General features: G+C 61.8%; 14 protein-coding genes. 10 read left to right on the top strand and 4 right to left on the bottom strand.

All coding sequences use genetic code 11. From position 1 onward, the window contains the following. Window positions 1-10: 10 nt before the first annotated feature. The 4 genes from EK369_RS09545 to EK369_RS09530 are packed head-to-tail and all read right to left on the bottom strand — an operon-like array spanning window position 11 to window position 3,929. The gene (locus EK369_RS09545; RefSeq protein ID WP_127113885.1) at window positions 11-937 is read right to left on the bottom strand and encodes a metal ABC transporter permease; all 927 of its coding nucleotides are present in this window, start codon (window positions 935-937) and stop codon (window positions 11-13) included. Then, the gene (locus EK369_RS09540; protein ID WP_127113883.1) at window positions 934-2,139 is read right to left on the bottom strand and encodes a metal ABC transporter permease; all 1,206 of its coding nucleotides are present in this window, start codon (window positions 2,137-2,139) and stop codon (window positions 934-936) included. The genes EK369_RS09545 and EK369_RS09540 overlap by 4 nt, the downstream gene beginning before the upstream one ends. A gap of 4 nt (window positions 2,140-2,143) precedes the next feature. After that, window positions 2,144-2,950: a metal ABC transporter ATP-binding protein gene (locus EK369_RS09535; protein WP_127113881.1), complete on the bottom strand. Its 807-nt coding sequence runs from the start codon at window positions 2,948-2,950 to the stop codon at window positions 2,144-2,146. 16 nt (window positions 2,951-2,966) lie between these two features. Next, the gene (locus EK369_RS09530; RefSeq protein ID WP_127113879.1) at window positions 2,967-3,929 is read right to left on the bottom strand and encodes a metal ABC transporter solute-binding protein, Zn/Mn family; all 963 of its coding nucleotides are present in this window, start codon (window positions 3,927-3,929) and stop codon (window positions 2,967-2,969) included. A 188-nt stretch (window positions 3,930-4,117) separates the two neighbouring features. On the opposite strand from EK369_RS09530, the gene deoC reads away from it, so the two are divergent. From deoC to EK369_RS09480, 10 genes are all read left to right on the top strand, one after another. Beyond that, the gene (deoC, locus tag EK369_RS09525) at window positions 4,118-5,110 is read left to right on the top strand and encodes a deoxyribose-phosphate aldolase (RefSeq protein ID WP_127113877.1); all 993 of its coding nucleotides are present in this window, start codon (window positions 4,118-4,120) and stop codon (window positions 5,108-5,110) included. Between the two features lie 6 nt (window positions 5,111-5,116). Then, complete coding sequence (locus EK369_RS09520) at window positions 5,117-5,482, top strand: hypothetical protein (protein WP_127113875.1); 366 nt, start codon at window positions 5,117-5,119, stop codon at window positions 5,480-5,482. A 3-nt stretch (window positions 5,483-5,485) separates the two neighbouring features. Further along, window positions 5,486-7,825: an aldehyde dehydrogenase family protein gene (locus tag EK369_RS09515; RefSeq protein ID WP_127113873.1), complete on the top strand. Its 2,340-nt coding sequence runs from the start codon at window positions 5,486-5,488 to the stop codon at window positions 7,823-7,825. 162 nt (window positions 7,826-7,987) lie between these two features. Beyond that, window positions 7,988-8,506 (top strand): GNAT family N-acetyltransferase, encoded by a 519-nt coding sequence (locus tag EK369_RS09510; protein ID WP_127113871.1) that lies wholly within the window; start codon window positions 7,988-7,990, stop codon window positions 8,504-8,506. Between the two features lie 227 nt (window positions 8,507-8,733). Further along, window positions 8,734-10,476, top strand: a complete 1,743-nt coding sequence (locus EK369_RS09505) for a heparinase II/III family protein (RefSeq protein WP_235871380.1) — start codon at window positions 8,734-8,736, stop codon at window positions 10,474-10,476. A gap of 19 nt (window positions 10,477-10,495) precedes the next feature. Then, window positions 10,496-12,085: a bifunctional phosphoribosylaminoimidazolecarboxamide formyltransferase/IMP cyclohydrolase gene (gene purH / locus EK369_RS09500; RefSeq protein ID WP_127113869.1), complete on the top strand. Its 1,590-nt coding sequence runs from the start codon at window positions 10,496-10,498 to the stop codon at window positions 12,083-12,085. Between the two features lie 114 nt (window positions 12,086-12,199). Next, window positions 12,200-12,670, top strand: a complete 471-nt coding sequence (lspA, locus tag EK369_RS09495) for a signal peptidase II (RefSeq protein ID WP_127113867.1) — start codon at window positions 12,200-12,202, stop codon at window positions 12,668-12,670. A 51-nt stretch (window positions 12,671-12,721) separates the two neighbouring features. Beyond that, entirely contained in the window at window positions 12,722-13,231 is a 510-nt protein-coding gene (locus EK369_RS09490; RefSeq protein WP_127113866.1) for a DUF3035 domain-containing protein, read from the top strand. Between the two features lie 350 nt (window positions 13,232-13,581). Beyond that, window positions 13,582-14,535, top strand: coding sequence for a LysR family transcriptional regulator (locus tag EK369_RS09485; protein WP_127113864.1), 954 nt, complete (start codon window positions 13,582-13,584; stop codon window positions 14,533-14,535). A gap of 79 nt (window positions 14,536-14,614) precedes the next feature. Continuing rightward, window positions 14,615-16,225, top strand: coding sequence for an ABC transporter substrate-binding protein (locus EK369_RS09480; RefSeq protein ID WP_127113862.1), 1,611 nt, complete (start codon window positions 14,615-14,617; stop codon window positions 16,223-16,225). The last annotated feature ends 10 nt before the right edge of the window (window positions 16,226-16,235 follow it).

Here is a 16,235-nt window from a genome sequence, read left to right as displayed (position 1 = left end):
TAAAGGGATGTTAGACCGCCGGGGCGCCCAGGCGCTTGCGGCAGGGTCCGAAGATCGCGGTGAGCGCGAGGATCATCCCCGACATCGTCGCAATCATGCCCGCCGCGCTGACCGCATTGCCAAAGCCCAGCCAGAGCGGGCCAAAACCTGCCACGAAGTATCCCAGCACCGCCGCGGCGATGGCAAAGACCACGCTCCAGACGATCTGCATTTCCAGACGGTTGGTCATCAGTCGTGCGGCTGCGGGGGGGCAAATGAACATGGCGATGACAATGATCGACCCGACCGCATCAAAGGCCGCCACGGCAGCAATGGCCGCCACCACCACCAGCGCCAGCCCCAACAGATTGGTGCGCATGCCCATGGTGCGGGCAAAGCCTTCGTCAAAGGTCGAGATCTTCAGGGGCCGCCAGAACAGCCAGACAAAGGCGGTGACGGCGACCAGTGTCAGGGCCATGCGGATCAGCTCGGGCGGCAACCCGGCCAGTGCGACGGGGTCCCACAGGCTCTCCCAGCCCATGGCATCAAGCCAGATCAGGCTTTCCAGGTTGCCATAAAGCGCGTGTTCCACGTCCAGATGCACGGTCGAGGTGTCGGACTGTTCCAACAGCAGCACCCCAGCGGCAAACATCGAGGTAAACGCCACGCCCATGGCTGCCCCCGGCTCGATCCGGCCCAGACGGCGGATCGCCTCGATCAGGGCCACCGCCACAATCGCCGCCCCTGCCGCGCCGAACATCATCGGCCATGTGGCCACGGTGCCGGTGATGAGAAAGGCGACAACAATGCCGGGCAGGACCACGTGGCTGATGGCATCGCCAATCAGCGCCTGTTTGCGCAGCACCAGGAAATTGCCGGGCAGCGCGCAGGCGATGGCGGCAAAGACGCCGATCAACAGCGGGGTCAGGGAGAGGGGGACAAACTCTTCGCCGCTCATGAGGGCACTCCGGTGGGGGGGGCGATGCGGGCGTCGATCTCGGTCAGCTGGTCGGCGGTCAGGATGGTTTCCAGCTCGCGCAGCCCGTCATAAAGCGCCGCGGCGCCTTCGAACGCCTGATCGGCGCGGACGATCTCCCAGCGTTTCTCGTCCCACAGCGCCTTGGCGGCGCGGGCGCGCCCGGTCTCGGTCACCACGCCATCCGCGCGGGCAAGGCCTGCGCGCGTCAGCAGGCGCAGGGTGAGTTTCTCATAGATCGGTTGCCCCTGCGCCAGCGCCAGCAATCCCTGGCGCATATGCACGCGGCGCTGGAACTTCAGGTGTCGCAACACGGCGGCCAGCACGCCGCGATTGGGGGCAAAGAACAGGGCCAGCGCGAAAAAGGCAAAGCTGACCAGAACGATGATCGGCCCCGTCGGCACATTGGGGGCCGCCGCCGAGAGGCTGGCACCGAGATAGCCCGACAGCCCCCCTACCGCGCCCGCGATCAGCGACACGCGGTCGGTGCGCTCGGTCCAGAACCGCGCGGTGACCGGCGGGATGATCAGCATGGCGACAATCAGGATCAGGCCGACGATCTTGAGACCCACAACGGTGACCGCCATCGCCAGCCCCATGATCATCAGGTCGATCCGCGCCACGTTCAGCCCGTTGGCGGCGGCAAACTCGGGGTCAAAGGCCACCATCCCCATCGGGCGGCGGAACATGAGCACCAGGGCCAGCGTCGCTGCGCCGCCGACAAGGATCACCATGGCGTCGCTCCACAGCATGCCCGCGGTTGAGCCCAGCAGAAAGCCTTCGAGCCCTGCGGCACGCCCCGAGGACATGGACTGGATCACGGTCAAGAGCACGATGCCGAACCCGAAGAACACCGAGAGCACCGCGCCAATGGCGGCGTCTTCAGCCAGGCGGGTGTAGCGGGTGAGCCAGCTGACACAGAGGAGGCCGATCCAGGCAGAGACCGCCGACCCCAGCAACAGGCCGATCAGGTTGCGCCCATCGCCGCCAAAGCTGACCATAACGATAAAGGCCAGTGCCACACCCGGCAGGGTGGCATGGCTGATCGCGTCACTGACAAGCGCGCGTTTTCGCAGGAACAGAAAGGTGCCGGTCACCCCCGCGGCGATGCCAAGAAAGCAGGCACCGATTGTCACCAGCGTGGCGTTGTAACCAAGCTGGAGGAGCAAAGCGTCCCAAAGCATCGGGCTACCCCGCCGCCAGATCCAGCTGGTCGATCTGGCCGGTCACCAGACGCCCGCCATAGGTCTTGTCGAGATTGTCGGCGGTAAAGGCCTCGGCCACGGTGCCTTCGGCAACCTTGCGGGTGTTGATCATGAAGACGCGGTCGAAATACTCGGGCACCGTGGCAAGGTCGTGATGCACGGCGACAACGGTCTTGCCCTCGTCACGCAGGGATTTCAGGACCGAGATGATGGCCTTTTCCGTGGCGGCATCAACGCCCGCAAAGGGTTCGTCCAAGAGATAGAGGTCAGCCCCCTGCGCCAGGGCGCGGGCAAGAAAGACTCGCTGTTGCTGGCCGCCGGACAACTGGCCGATCTGACGCTCTGCGAATTCGGTCATGCCGACACGCTCCAGACAGGCCATCGCCTTGTCCCGGTGGTGCGGGCGGATGCGGCGCAACAGGCCCAGTTCGCGGTAGAGACCCATCAGCACCACGTCGATCACGCGGGTCGGGAAATCCCAGTCCACGCTGGCGCGCTGCGGCACATAGGCGATGCGCTGGCGCTGCGAGGCCAACGCGTTGCCATTTACCATCACCTGACCCGAGAGCGGTTTGACAATGCCCAGTGCGGCCTTCAACAGCGTCGATTTCCCTGCCCCATTGGGGCCGACAATGGCGGTCATGGCACCGGGCACGACGGTCATGTCGACCGAGAAGACCACGGGTTTCTGGCCGTAGGACACGGTCATGCCGCGAATGGCCAGCGGGCTGGTCTCGATCGCGTCGGCGGCGGGGGCTTGTCCCTGATTGGCTGCCAGTTCCAGTGTCATGCTGCCTGCTCTTCCCTTAAAACCCGGCTGACAGTTTGCCAGCCATGCCGCGCACCGGGGCTTTGCCGCCCAGCGCATTTGCGATCACGGTCACGTTGTGGTCGATCATGCCCAGATAGGTGCCTTCATAGCTGCCCTCCTGGCCCATGGCGTCAGAGAACAACTCTCCGCCGATAATAACATCATGGCCTTTTGCCGCAGCCCCTTCGGTCAGCGCGCGGATCGAGCGGTCCGAAACCGAGCTTTCGACAAAGACCGCGCCGATTTTGCGCGTCACAAGCAGGTCGACCAGGGCGCCGACGCGGTTCAGGCCGGCCTCGGATTCGGTCGAGATGCCCTGGATGCCCATCACCTCAAAGCCAAAGTCGCGGCCAAAATAGCTGAACGCATCATGGGCGGTGATCAGCACTCGGGATTGCTCGGGCACCGTGGCAATGGCGGTATCGGCATAGGCCTGCAACGCATCCAGTTCGTCCAGAAACGCCGAGGTGTTGGCGATAAAGGTGCCGGACATGTCCGGGCGCACCTCGATCATGGCGTCGCGCACGTTTTCAACACAGTGCTTCCACAGCGACGGCACCATCCAGACGTGCGGATCGAACTTGTCCTGATAATCCGGATGGGCGCGCAGCAATTCGCGCGGCAGGCCCTCGGCCACGGCGCGCACGGTGACGCGCGATTCCAGCTTGTGCAGGAACTCTTGCATCTGCGCCTCGAGGTAGAGACCGTGCCACAGCACCAGATCGGCGCGGGTCATGGCAACGATGTCGGTGCGGGTCTGGCGATAGGCGTGCGGGTCAACCCCCGCCCCCATCAGGCCCTGCACCTCGACAAAGTCGCCACCGACGTGGCGCACCGCATCGGCAATCATGCCGGTCGTGGCCACAACGGTCAGCTTATCCATCGCCAGCGCAGGCGTCGCCAGCGCAGCAGCCCCGGCAAATGTGGTCTTGATGAAGTCACGGCGCGACAGGCGCATGGAATCACTCCTACGGTCTTGTTGCATTTGAATATGAGAGCCATTCGCAACAAAGTCAATGCAATTGAGAATTGTTCTCAATTGCATTGACCATTTGGACAAATTTCAGGCCGTTGACCCGACGCATCGCCTTGAAATGCGGGGCTTGGCGTGACACGGTGGAGTCTGTTTTCTTGATGGTGAGAGAAATGCACACCCAAACAGCAACATCTGACGATCTGAAGCTGCCGCAGACGGTTGAGCCACGCAATCCCGGCATGGAGCTGGATCTGGACTGGGTGCGCCGCGCGCAGGCCAATACCTCGGCCATTGAACGGCGGGCCAAGACCCTGCCCGGACGGCGCTCGGTCAAGAAGGACTATCAGGCCGCGTGGCTGCTCAAGGCGATCAGTTGCATCGACCTGACGACGCTGTCGGGGGACGACACCGAGGGACGCGTACGGCGCCTGTGTGCCAAGGGCCGCCAACCGGTGCGCGCCGAGATGTTGCAGGCGCTGGGGATGGAGGGTCTGACCACCGGCGCGATCTGTGTCTATCACGACATGATCCCCACCGCTGTTGAGGCGCTGAAAGGCTCGGGCATTCCCGTGGCCGCCGTCTCGACCGGCTTTCCGGCGGGCCTGTCGCCGTTCCATTTGCGCGTCGAGGAAATCCGCGAAAGCGTCAAGGCGGGCGCGGAAGAGATCGACATCGTCATCACCCGCCGCCACGTGCTGCAGGGCAACTGGCAGGCGTTGTATGATGAGATGAAGGCCTTTCGCGAGGCCTGTGGCGATGCCCATGTGAAAGCCATCCTTGCCACCGGTGAACTCGGCACGCTGCGCAATGTCGCGCGGGCCAGCCTCGTCTGCATGATGGCGGGCGCGGATTTCATCAAGACGAGCACCGGCAAGGAAAGCGTCAACGCCACCCTGCCCGTGTCGTTGGTGATGATCCGCGCGATCCGCGACTATTACGAGCGCACGGGATACCGGGTGGGCTATAAACCCGCGGGCGGGATTTCCAAGGCCAAGGACGCGGTGACCTATCTGGCGCTGATGAAGGACGAGCTGGGCCATCGCTGGCTGCAGCCCGACCTGTTCCGCTTTGGCGCGTCGTCGCTGTTGGGTGACATCGAACGCCAGCTGGAACACCACCTGACCGGCGCCTATTCCGCCACCTATCGCCACGCGATGGGCTGAGCCGCGATGCTGCGCACCCTGTTCCTGACCCTCTGCGGCGCCTTGGCGCTTCCTGCCAGCCTGGTGGCGCAGGAGCTGATGTTCTGCGGTGAGTGGAGCAATGCCAGCCTGCGTCACAAGGGCGAGGTCACGCTGCGCGTGGCGGACACCGGATTGACCTGGAGCAACGGCAAATCCGAGTACACGGCGGCTTATGTCGATGGCAAACCGGGTCGCATGACCTTTGTCGACGATGCCTCGGTGTACATTGCCTATGGCGTGCCCGAGCAGAACGACCAGAACGCGTGGTTCCTCGGCAAGCCTGTGTCGCTTGTGCGCATCTTTTATGTGAGCAGTGAGCTCAAAACTTCCCAACTCAAATGTGGGTACTGAACAATGACCGTCAAAGACATTTTTGAGACCATGGACTATGGCCCCGCCCCCGAAGCCGCAGGCGACGCGCTCGCCTGGATCGTGGATCAGGGGGCCAAGTTTGGTCACTTTATCGACGGCGGCTTTACCGCGCCCGGCGATGGCTTCAAGAGCCAGAACCCCGCCAATGGCGAAACGCTCGCCACCCTCTCGCAGGCCACGGCCGGGGATGTGGACGCGGCCGTGGCGGCCGCTCGTCGGGCGCAAGGGAAATGGGAGAAACTCGGCGGGCACGCGCGGGCGAAATACCTCTATGCCATCGCGCGACTGGTGCAGAAACACAGCCGCCTGTTTGCCGTGCTGGAAACGCTGGACAACGGCAAGCCGATCCGCGAGAGCCGCGACATCGACATTCCGCTGGTGCACCGGCATTTCTATTACCACGCGGGCATGGCGCAGCTGATGGATGCAGAATTGCCGGGCCGTCAGGCGTTGGGCGTCTGCGGCCAGATCATCCCGTGGAACTTCCCCCTGTTGATGCTGGCGTGGAAGGTCGCGCCGGCGCTGGCGATGGGCAATACCGTGGTGCTGAAGCCTGCGGAATATACCTCTCTGACCGCACTCCTGTTTGCCGACATCTGCCAGCAGGCAGGCCTGCCCAAGGGCGTGGTGAACATCGTCACCGGTGACGGGGCGGTGGGCGAGATGATCGTCGGCCACGAGGGCATCGACAAGATCGCCTTTACCGGCTCGACCGAGGTGGGCAAGCGTATCCGCCAGGCCACTGCCGGTTCGGGCAAGTCGTTGACGCTCGAGCTGGGGGGCAAGTCGCCCTATATCGTCTTTGACGACGCCGATATCGACAGCGCCATCGAAGGCTTGGTCGATGCGATCTGGTTCAATCAGGGGCAGGTCTGTTGTGCAGGTTCGCGGCTCTTGGTGCAGGAAGGCATTGCCGAGCGGTTCCATGAGAAACTGCGCGCCCGCATGGATGGCTTGCGGCTGGGCGATCCGCTGGACAAATGCATCGACGTCGGTGCCGTGGTCGATCCGGTGCAATTGCAGACCATCACCGAGATGGTCGCGGGCAACACCGAAGGCACAACCTATCACGCCAATGTCACCATGCCGGTCGAGGGCTGCTTCTATCCGCCAACCCTGATCACCGGCCTGACCCCGGCCTCGCGCCTGATGCAGGACGAGATTTTTGGCCCCGTGCTGGTCTCGACCACCTTCCGCACGCCGGGCGAGGCGGTAGAGCTGGCCAACAACACCCGCTATGGCCTCGCGGCGAGCCTGTGGACCGAGAACGTCAACCTCGCGCTGGATATCGCGCCGAAACTGGTTGCGGGCGTGGTCTGGGTCAATGCCACCAACCTGTTCGACGCCGCCGCCGGTTTTGGCGGCATGCGCGAGAGCGGCTTTGGCCGCGAAGGCGGTTGGGAGGGGCTGTCGGCCTATACCAAACCCAAGGGTGCCGCCAAACCTCTGGCCCCGGTTTCAGCCTTCAAAGGTGACAAGGGGCCCAGTGATCCGCTGGACCGCACGCCGAAGCTTTATATCGGTGGCAAACAGGCGCGGCCCGATGGTGGCTATGCGCAGACCATCTATGGCAAATCCGGCGCGCTGTTGGGGCAGGCCCCGATTGCCAATCGCAAGGACATCCGCAACGCGGTTGAGGCGGCCCAAGCCGCCAAGGGTTGGAGCAAGACCACCGGCCACCTGCGCGCGCAGATTCTTTACTACATCGCAGAGAACCTCTCGGCGCGTGGGGATGAGTTTGCCGCCCGCATCAACGCGCTGAACGGCGCGCGGAATGGGCGTAAAGAGGTGGACGCCTCTATCGACCGCCTGTTCAGCGCCGCCGCCTGGGCCGACAAGTTCGACGGTCAGGCGCATAACGTGCCGATCCGCGGCGTCGCACTGGCAATGCGCGAACCCGTGGGCGTGATCGGCGCGCTTTGCCCCGATGAAACGCCGCTCCTGGGCCTCGTCTCGGTCATGGCCCCGGCGCTGGCCATGGGCAACCGCGTGGTGCTGGCCGCCTCCGAGCCCTTCCCTCTGGCCGCGACGGATTTCTACCAGATCCTTGAGACCTCGGACGTGCCGGGCGGCGTTGTGAATATCCTGACCGGTTCGCACGCCGAACTGGCACCGACACTGGCCAGCCACTTGGATGTGGATGCGGTGTGGAGCTTCTCCTCGACCGATCTCGCGGCTGAGATCGAACGCGCCAGCGCGGGTAATCTCAAGCGCACTTGGGTCAACAATGGCAAGGCTCGGGATTGGGGCACGGACCATAGCCGGGCGTTTCTTGAGGCTGGGACTGAGGTCAAGAATATTTGGGTGCCTTACGGAGAGTAGGGGGCTGGTGGGAGACTGTCGAACATTCCGGCCCAATATCCGCTTCGAGGACATTACGGGCTATTACTGCAGTTGTGCGAATGTCGGCTTCTAGGTCGAGCGCGATTGACATGTAGGCCCAAAGACCGGTTTCATTGAGGCTACTTTTTGGAGGTGGCTGGCATGACAGAAATAGCTATTCGGCTCGCAAGCAACAAAGACGACATTGAAGCTGCACGTGAGCTATGCCGTGAATGGCTGGAATGGCACTGGAAGAACTACCCATCCGATTGGCCCAGAGGCGACAACCACCCTATGGACCCTGTTGGCTTCCAGGCAACTCTGAATGATTTGCCTGACCTGCATAAGCGACCGCTAGGGGGCATTCTTATTGCATCAGTGAACGGAAAAGACGCTGGGTGTGTCATGTATAGCGAAGCAAGCTCAGGCATCGCTGAGTTCAAAAGAATGTTCGTCAGCGAAGATGGTCGTGGCCAAGGTCTTGGTCGCAAATTGCTCGATCGCATGTTCGAGCAAATGACTATCGACGGGTACGCAAAAGTCTTTTTCTCGTCTGCAACCTTTCTGGCGCATGCGCGCGACATGTATGAGAAAGCTGGTTTCATCCCAATGCCGCACCCTGCAGGGTTTCCAGATGCGTGGCGCGACAAGGTCTACTTCATGGAACGTACACTTACCTAGTCACGCAAGTTGTGTGAATGAACCTTTGTCCAATCTGACAACTGCGAACTCCAATCTCTCACGCAGCACCCGTAGCCTTGGGGTACTATCAAGCCTTCAACCCTTCGGAACGAACCCAACCAGCAGGATTCAGCGAACGGCGCGTATCAGCCGATTCAATCGGTGACTTTGCGCCGACCGGCATGTATCATCTCGCAAAAAGCCACCAAGGCGCAGAGGCAGTAGAGATGAGCAACCCCGACGGGTTTCAGGCGCGCTGGACGCGCTTTATGCATCGTGTGCATGCGCGGTGGAGTGCGCGCGCGCGGCCTGCGACCGGCTTTACCTCGATGCCCGAACCGCGCACCATCGGCTCGTTTGCGCGGGGGCGTCAGCTGGTGGCGGGCAATTACCTCTTTGCAGGGCACCTCGTCACCGCACCGGAACTGTCGGTCTGGGATATCAAGGTGGCCGACCCGGTCTATGGTCAGGAACTGCAGGGCTTTGCCTGGCTCGATGATCTGGCCGCCGTGGGGGACATGCCCGCACGCGACAAGGCGCAGGACTGGGTCTGGCACTGGATCGACCGCTATGGCCGGGGTCAGGGCGAAGGCTGGACGCCGGACCTGACCGGGCGTCGTCTGATCCGCTGGATCAACCATGCGATTTTCCTGCTGCGGGGGCGCGAATCCGCACAATCCGAGGCGTTTTATCGCTCGCTTGGTCAGCAGACGATTTTCCTGTCGCGACGCTGGCAGAAATCCAACTCGGGCCTGCCCCGGTTCGAGGCCCTGACCGGGCTGATCTATGCCGGGCTGGCGCTGGAGGGCATGGAGGGTCACGTCGATCCCGCCGTCAAGGCGCTGGAGCGCGAATGCCGCGATCAGGTCAGCGATCAGGGTGGCATTCCGACCCGCAACCCCGAAGAGCTGCTCGAAGTCTTTACCCTGCTGACCTGGGCCGCCGCCGCGCTGACCGAAGCCGGGCGCGCGCCCGCAACGGCCCATGTCGCCGCGATTGAGCGCATCGCCCCCACCCTGCGCACCCTGCGCCATTCGGACGGCGGGCTGGCGCGTTTTCATGGCGGCGGGCGCGGCATCGAAGGGCGGCTGGATCATGCGCTGGCCGAAAGCCAGATCAAGACCCGTCAGGCCGACGGCTTGTCGATGGGCTATGCGCGGCTGTCGGCGGGGCGCACCAGCGTCATTGTTGACGCCAGCCCACCGCCCACCGGGCCGGCCTCGATCAACGCCCATGCGTCAACGCTGGCGTTTGAGCTGACCAGCGGACGCCGTCCCCTGATCGTGAACTGCGGCTCGGGCGTCAGTTTTGGCGAGGAATGGCGCCGCGCGGGCCGTGCCACCCCCAGCCATTCAACGCTGGCCCTCGACGGCTACTCCAGTGCGCGCCTTGGCGAAGGCGGGCGCGGCTGGCGCGATGAACAACTGGTCGATGCCCCAGACTCTGTGCCAATCCAGATGTCCCAGGCCCCCGATGGCCTGCGCTTTCAGGGGGGCCATAACGGATTTGTCGCGACCCATGGTCTGACCCATGCGCGCACGCTGGAACTGACCTTTGACGGGCGCGGCATGGTGGGCGAAGACCTGCTTGTGGCGCTGGACGATCGCCCCAAACGCACCTTTGATCGCGCCATGGATGCCAAGAGCCTGCAAGGCATCCCCTATCAGTTGCGTTTTCACCTGCACCCAGAGGCCGACGCGACGCTCGATCTGGGCGGGACGGCTGTCTCAATTGCGCTGAAAAGCGGGGAAATCTGGATCTTCCGGCAGGGTGGTGGCGGAGAAATGGCCCTGGAACCGTCGGTTTATCTGGAAAAGAACCGTTTAAAGCCGCGCGCGACAAAACAGATCGTTCTATCTGGCGCCGCAATAGAGTATGCGACCCGCATCCGGTGGTCTCTGGCCAAAGCGCAGGATTCTGCGGTGGCGATCCGAGACTTGAACCGGGATGAGCTGGATATAACAACCTGACCCTGGGACAAACGAACCTATGACCGAAATGACCCCCATCCGCCGCGCCCTGATCTCAGTCTCCGACAAGACCGGACTGATCGAACTGGGCCAAGCGCTCGCCGCGCGCGGCGTTGAGCTTTTGTCCACCGGAGGCAGCGCCAAAGCCATGCGTGACGCCGGGCTGGACGTGAAAGACGTCTCTGAGGTCACCGGCTTTCCGGAAATGATGGATGGCCGCGTAAAAACCCTGCACCCCAAGGTGCACGGCGGCCTGCTGGCGCTGCGCGACAATGACACCCATGTCGCGGCGATGGAAGAACATGGCATCGGCGCGATCGACCTGTTGGTGGTGAACCTTTATCCGTTCGAGGCCACCGTGGCGGCAGGGGCCGATTATGACACCTGCATCGAGAACATCGACATCGGCGGCCCCGCGATGATCCGTGCCGCGTCAAAGAACGCCGCCTTTGTGAACGTGATTGTCGATGTCGAGGATTACGACAAGCTTTTGGGCGACATGGACCAGCACAACGGTGCGACCTGCGCCAAGTTCCGCCGCAAGCTGGCGCAAAAGGCTTATGCCCGCACCGCCGCCTATGATGCTGCCGTGTCGAACTGGATGGCGGATCAGCTGTCGCTTGAGGCCCCCAAGCGCCGCGCCGTGGCGGGTGAGCTGAAACAGACCCTGCGCTATGGCGAGAACAGCCACCAGAAGGCGGCGTTCTACACCGACGGCTCGAACCGTCCGGGTGTGGCAACGGCCACGCAGCTGCAGGGCAAGGAGCTGAGCTACAACAACATCAACGACACCGACGCGGCCTTTGAGCTGGTGGCCGAGTTTGACCCGGCAGGTGGCCCCGCCTGCGCCATCATCAAGCACGCCAACCCTTGTGGCGTCGCTGTGGGTGCAACCCTGACCGAGGCCTATCAAAAGGCGTTCGACTGTGACCGCACATCCGCGTTCGGGGGCATTGTCGCGCTGAACCAGCCGCTGGACGCCGCAACCGCGTCGAAGATCGTCGAGATCTTTACCGAGGTGGTGATCGCCCCCGGTGCCTCGGATGAAGCCAAGGAAATCTTTGCCGCCAAGAAGAACCTGCGCCTGTTGCTGACCGACGGCCTGCCCGACCCGAAAGCGCCGATCATGGCGTACAAACAGGTCGCCGGTGGCATGTTGGTGCAGGACAAGGACGTGGGTTACGTCGGGATTGACGATCTGAAGGTTGTGACCAAAAAGGCCCCGACTGAGCAGGAAATGGCCGATCTGCTGTTTGCCTGGAAAGTGGCCAAGCACGTGAAATCGAACGCCATTGTCTACGTCAAGGACGGCGCAACCGTCGGCGTCGGCGCGGGCCAGATGAGCCGCCTCGACAGCGCCAACGTGGCCGCGGCCAAGGCACAGCGCATGGCGGATGAACTGGGTCTCGACGCTAGCCCCGCCAAGGGCAGCGCCGTGGCCTCGGACGCGTTCTTTCCATTTGCGGACGGTCTGCTGGAGGCCGCAGCCGCAGGCGGCAGATGCGTGATCCAGCCCGGTGGTTCGATGCGCGACGACGAGGTGATCAAAGCCGCTGACGAGGCGGGCCTGGCCATGGTCTTTACCGGCATGCGCCACTTCCGCCACTAAGACGCGGACAACTTCTGCGCGGCCCGCCCCTAGGCAGTTTAAGCGGGCCGTGACAACAACAGCGTAAACCCTTGGAAACAAAAGGGATCGCGGCAGGCAAAAAGGGGGCGCGCCATGCGTCTGGTATTCTGGGCAGGGTTCTGGGCCTTTCTTTCCGATCAGGCGACCAAATATGTGGTCGTGCATTGGATGAACCTGATTGAATTGGGGCAGATCGACGTCGCACCGCCGTTCCTGCGGTTCTACATGGCGTGGAACCGGGGCGTGAACTTTGGCCTGTTTGCCAATGACAGCGATGCCGGACGCTGGTTGCTGATCGGTATTGCGCTGGTCATCTCGGGCTTTGTGATCTGGTGGATGCGCCGGGACCCGCCGGGCAAATGGGGGCTGATCTGTGCCGGGCTGCTGGTCGGCGGCGCGCTGGGAAACGTGGTGGATCGCATTCTTTACGGCGCGGTTGCGGATTTCATCAACATGTCCTGCTGCGGCATCAACAACCCCTTTGCCTTTAATCTGGCGGACACGTGGATTTTTGCCGGGGCCTTTGGCCTGATCTTTCTGGGCGGGACAAAAAAGCCCTCGTGACCTCGGCTACAAGATGCGCTAAAAGCGGGCCGAGGTAGCAGGAGAAACACCATGCGCAAGACGCATGTCATGTTGGTTATGATCGGATTGTTGCTTGCCGCGTGCAGCGACGATGACGGCATTCGTCGTCTGAGCTCGAACGGCGATGGCCCGGATGAGTTCCGCATTGTGCCCTCAAAACCACTTGAGGCACCAACCGACTATGCCAGCCTGCCCACCCCGACACCGGGCGGTAAAAACCGGACCGATCTGGACCCGGCGGGTGATGCGGTTGTGGCCCTCGGGGGGTCGCGCAAAGCTGCCAACAGCACGACGATCCCAAGCGGCGATTCCGGCCTGGTCAACTATACCGGGCGCAAGGGGCGCTCTGCGGATATTCGCCCGACGCTTTATGCCGAGGACGCGAAGATGCGCAAAGGCCGTGGGCGGTTCTCGAATTTCCGCATCGTCAAGACCGACGTCTACAACGAGGTCTACAAAAAGTATCACCTCGACGCCTTCCAGGAACAGGAACGCTGGCGCCAGGGCGGCGCCACGACACCCGCAGCCCCTCCGGGGTGATCCCGGCGCAGGCCTTTGAAACCAACACACATTGGTTCCTGTCGGGCAGAGTTGTTATCTCACTTTGCTCGTAAATCGGTGGAGTAGGCCTCTGAGCGCCCCTTTCCCGCAGTGCAATTCCGGACGTTCTAGCAAGACGCGGAGAACGGCAGCAGAGAGCTCATAGTTCCGAATGTTGCAATGTGCCTGAAATGAAGCGACTTGGCGTAAGCAGACTTTGGGACCGCAAGGAAAGCGTTTGCCTTCGGGTGCCGAAATACAAAAACTCACTGATTGCAAGCTGTGAAGGCGCATTTCAGATCACCTATTCTGATTTGGCATGGTAAGATACTCCTGACACTTAGCCGGGGATGGTACAGCCGATGCAGATCAAGCAGTTGGAGATCTTCGATGCGATCGTTCGGGCGGGATCGGTGTCAGCTGCGGCACGCGAACTGGGTATGACGCAGTCTGCGGTCAGCCGAATACTTGCGAAGTTCGAAAGCGAACTGGGGTTTGACCTGTTCAACCGCCGCAACGGGCGTCTGGTGCCATCGTCGCGCTCTTCGCTTGTGCTGACCCGGGTGCGGCGGGTGCTCGAGGCGGTTTCTGAATTGCACGATGTCAAGCAGGACTGGGCAGGAAAACGACCGCAGGCCCTGGAGCTGGTCACGGTGCCCAGTCTTGCACAAGGTGTGATTCCACGAGTTTTATCCGAATTTTCAAAGACTTACCCAGAGATTCGCATTCATCTGGATGTCAGGACCACGCAGGCGACCATTGATTCAATTATAGCCAGACAAGCCGATTTCGGGCTTTTGACTTTGCCCGTATCGCACCAGACCTTGTCGGTTCAACCCCTGATGAGGATGAAATCGGCTTGCGTTCTACCCAAGGGGCACAGGTTGGCGGACAAGACGGAAATCACTCCGAAAGACCTGGAAAATGAGCCGCTCGTCCTGCTTACGAGACGGCAGCCGTCCCGATTGCTGATCGATGAGGCCTTTCGCCGCGAAGGTGTCAAACCCTTTGTGCGTATTGAAACCGCAAATGTCCATGCCGCCTGTCAATGCACCCAGGAGGGGCTTGGTATCACCATCGCAAACGCCCTCATGGCCGGGTATTCGGCCAGCACAGGGATGGTGATTCGAAGTTTCGGACCGCAAATTCACCATACTCTTGCGCTGATTGAGCCCGCCGGGAAGGATCGATCCCCCTTAACAAGCGGTTTCTTATCTTGCTTCTACAAGGATGTTCTGCGGATGGAACAGGAAAGATGCTTGAATATCGAGCACTTACACGATGCCCATTCTTTTTCGGAATAGGCTTGTTCTGATGCTGCATAGGATTGCGCGAGGCCAATAGCGTTTCTTACTCTCTCAACAGAAAAACTGGGAGGTTTTCATGAACAAGCTTCTTGCGAAAGCTGCGCTCGCGGTGGGCGTAGCTGCACTTGCCGGTCCGGCTTTAACCGAGACCCTAACTGCCGGGTTTGCGTCCGAACCGTCTTCGGTTGATCCGCTCTATCACAACCTTGGCCCGAACAATGCGATCAGAAAGCACATATTCGAGGGGCTGGTTGGCGAAGATCCCAACCTGGGCATCGAACCGCTGCTGGCCGAAAGCTGGGATAATCCGGATGCGACCACCTGGTTGTTCAATCTACGCAAGGGCGTGAAGTTCCATGACGGGTCGGAATTCACCTCACGTGATTTTCTGTACACAGCCTGCCGGATCCCGAATGTGCCCAATAGCCCGTCCTCATTCGAGGGTTTCACCAAACGGGCCGAAACGATTGAGGCGCCGGATGATTACACCATCAAGGTGACAACGCCCGGACCTTACCCGCTGCTCCTGTCCGATTTCGCTTCGTTTGGCGTGGTTTCGGCCAGTGCCGCCGGGCATGACGGGCCTGTGACCTATGCCAAGGATGGATGTCCGGGTATCGACAACTATCCGGATTCAGCCGCTTACAATTCGGGCGAGGCCGCTGTTGGCACTGGCGCTTACAAGTATGTCGAATTCGTGCAGGGCGATCACCTGACGCTGGCGAAGAACGAAAACTACTGGGGCGAGGCTGCGCATTGGGACGAGATCGTGATTCGACCGATCTCGAACGACGGGGCCCGTGTGGCCGCGCTTCTGGCCGGTGACGTCGACATCATCGAAAAGCCGCCCGCGCAGGATCTTGAACGACTGCGTGCCGAAGCGGGCACGGACGTGGTTCAGGGTGCTTCGAGCCGTGTGATCTATCTGCATTTTGACCATGTGGGTGATCCGACCCCCGGTGTCTCGGGCACGGATGGCAAGAACCCGTTCATGGACGTGCGCGTGCGCAAGGCCGTATCGCTGGCCATTGACCGGGCTCTTATCGTTGACAAGATCATGGATGGCCTGGCGGTTCCGGCCGGTCAGCTCGTCCCTGATTTCATGCGCGGCGTAAATCCGAATATCGCCGTGGAAGAGGCAAATGTCGAAGAGGCCAAGCGGCTACTGGCCGAGGCTGGTTACCCGGACGGGTTCGGTCTCATTCTCGGTTCGCCGAATGACCGCTATATCAACGACGCCAAGATCGCGCAGGCGGTGGCACAAATGCTGACCCGAGTGGGCATCCGTACCGAAGTTGATGCAACCACCAAGTCGGTATTCTTCTCGCGCCGCAACAAGTACGAGTTCTCTCTCTACATGGCGGGATGGGGATCGGGCAGTGCAGGCATGGCCAGCCCGCTCCGCGCGCTGGTGGCCACCCAGAACAAGGACAAGGGCCTGGGCGGCACCAACCGAGGCCGCTATTCCAATCCGGAACTTGATGCGGTGATCGAAGAAGCGCTCGTTACGGTCGATGCGGCAGCGCATGATGCGCTCCTTGCAAAGGCCAGCCAGATCGTGCGGGACGATTATGCGATCCTGACGCTGCATTACGAGGTCACGCCCTGGGCTTTGCGCAAAGGTCTGACCATCACCCCGCGCGCCGATCAGCATACCGTGCTGACGACCGTACGCCCGGTGAACTAACCACAACCGG

The organism is Shimia sediminis (assembly GCF_003990645.1).
GTDB classification, from domain to species: domain Bacteria; phylum Pseudomonadota; class Alphaproteobacteria; order Rhodobacterales; family Rhodobacteraceae; genus Shimia; species Shimia sediminis.
Note: the sequence above shows the minus strand (reverse complement) of the source record. Positions and strands in the feature narration are given on the sequence as shown.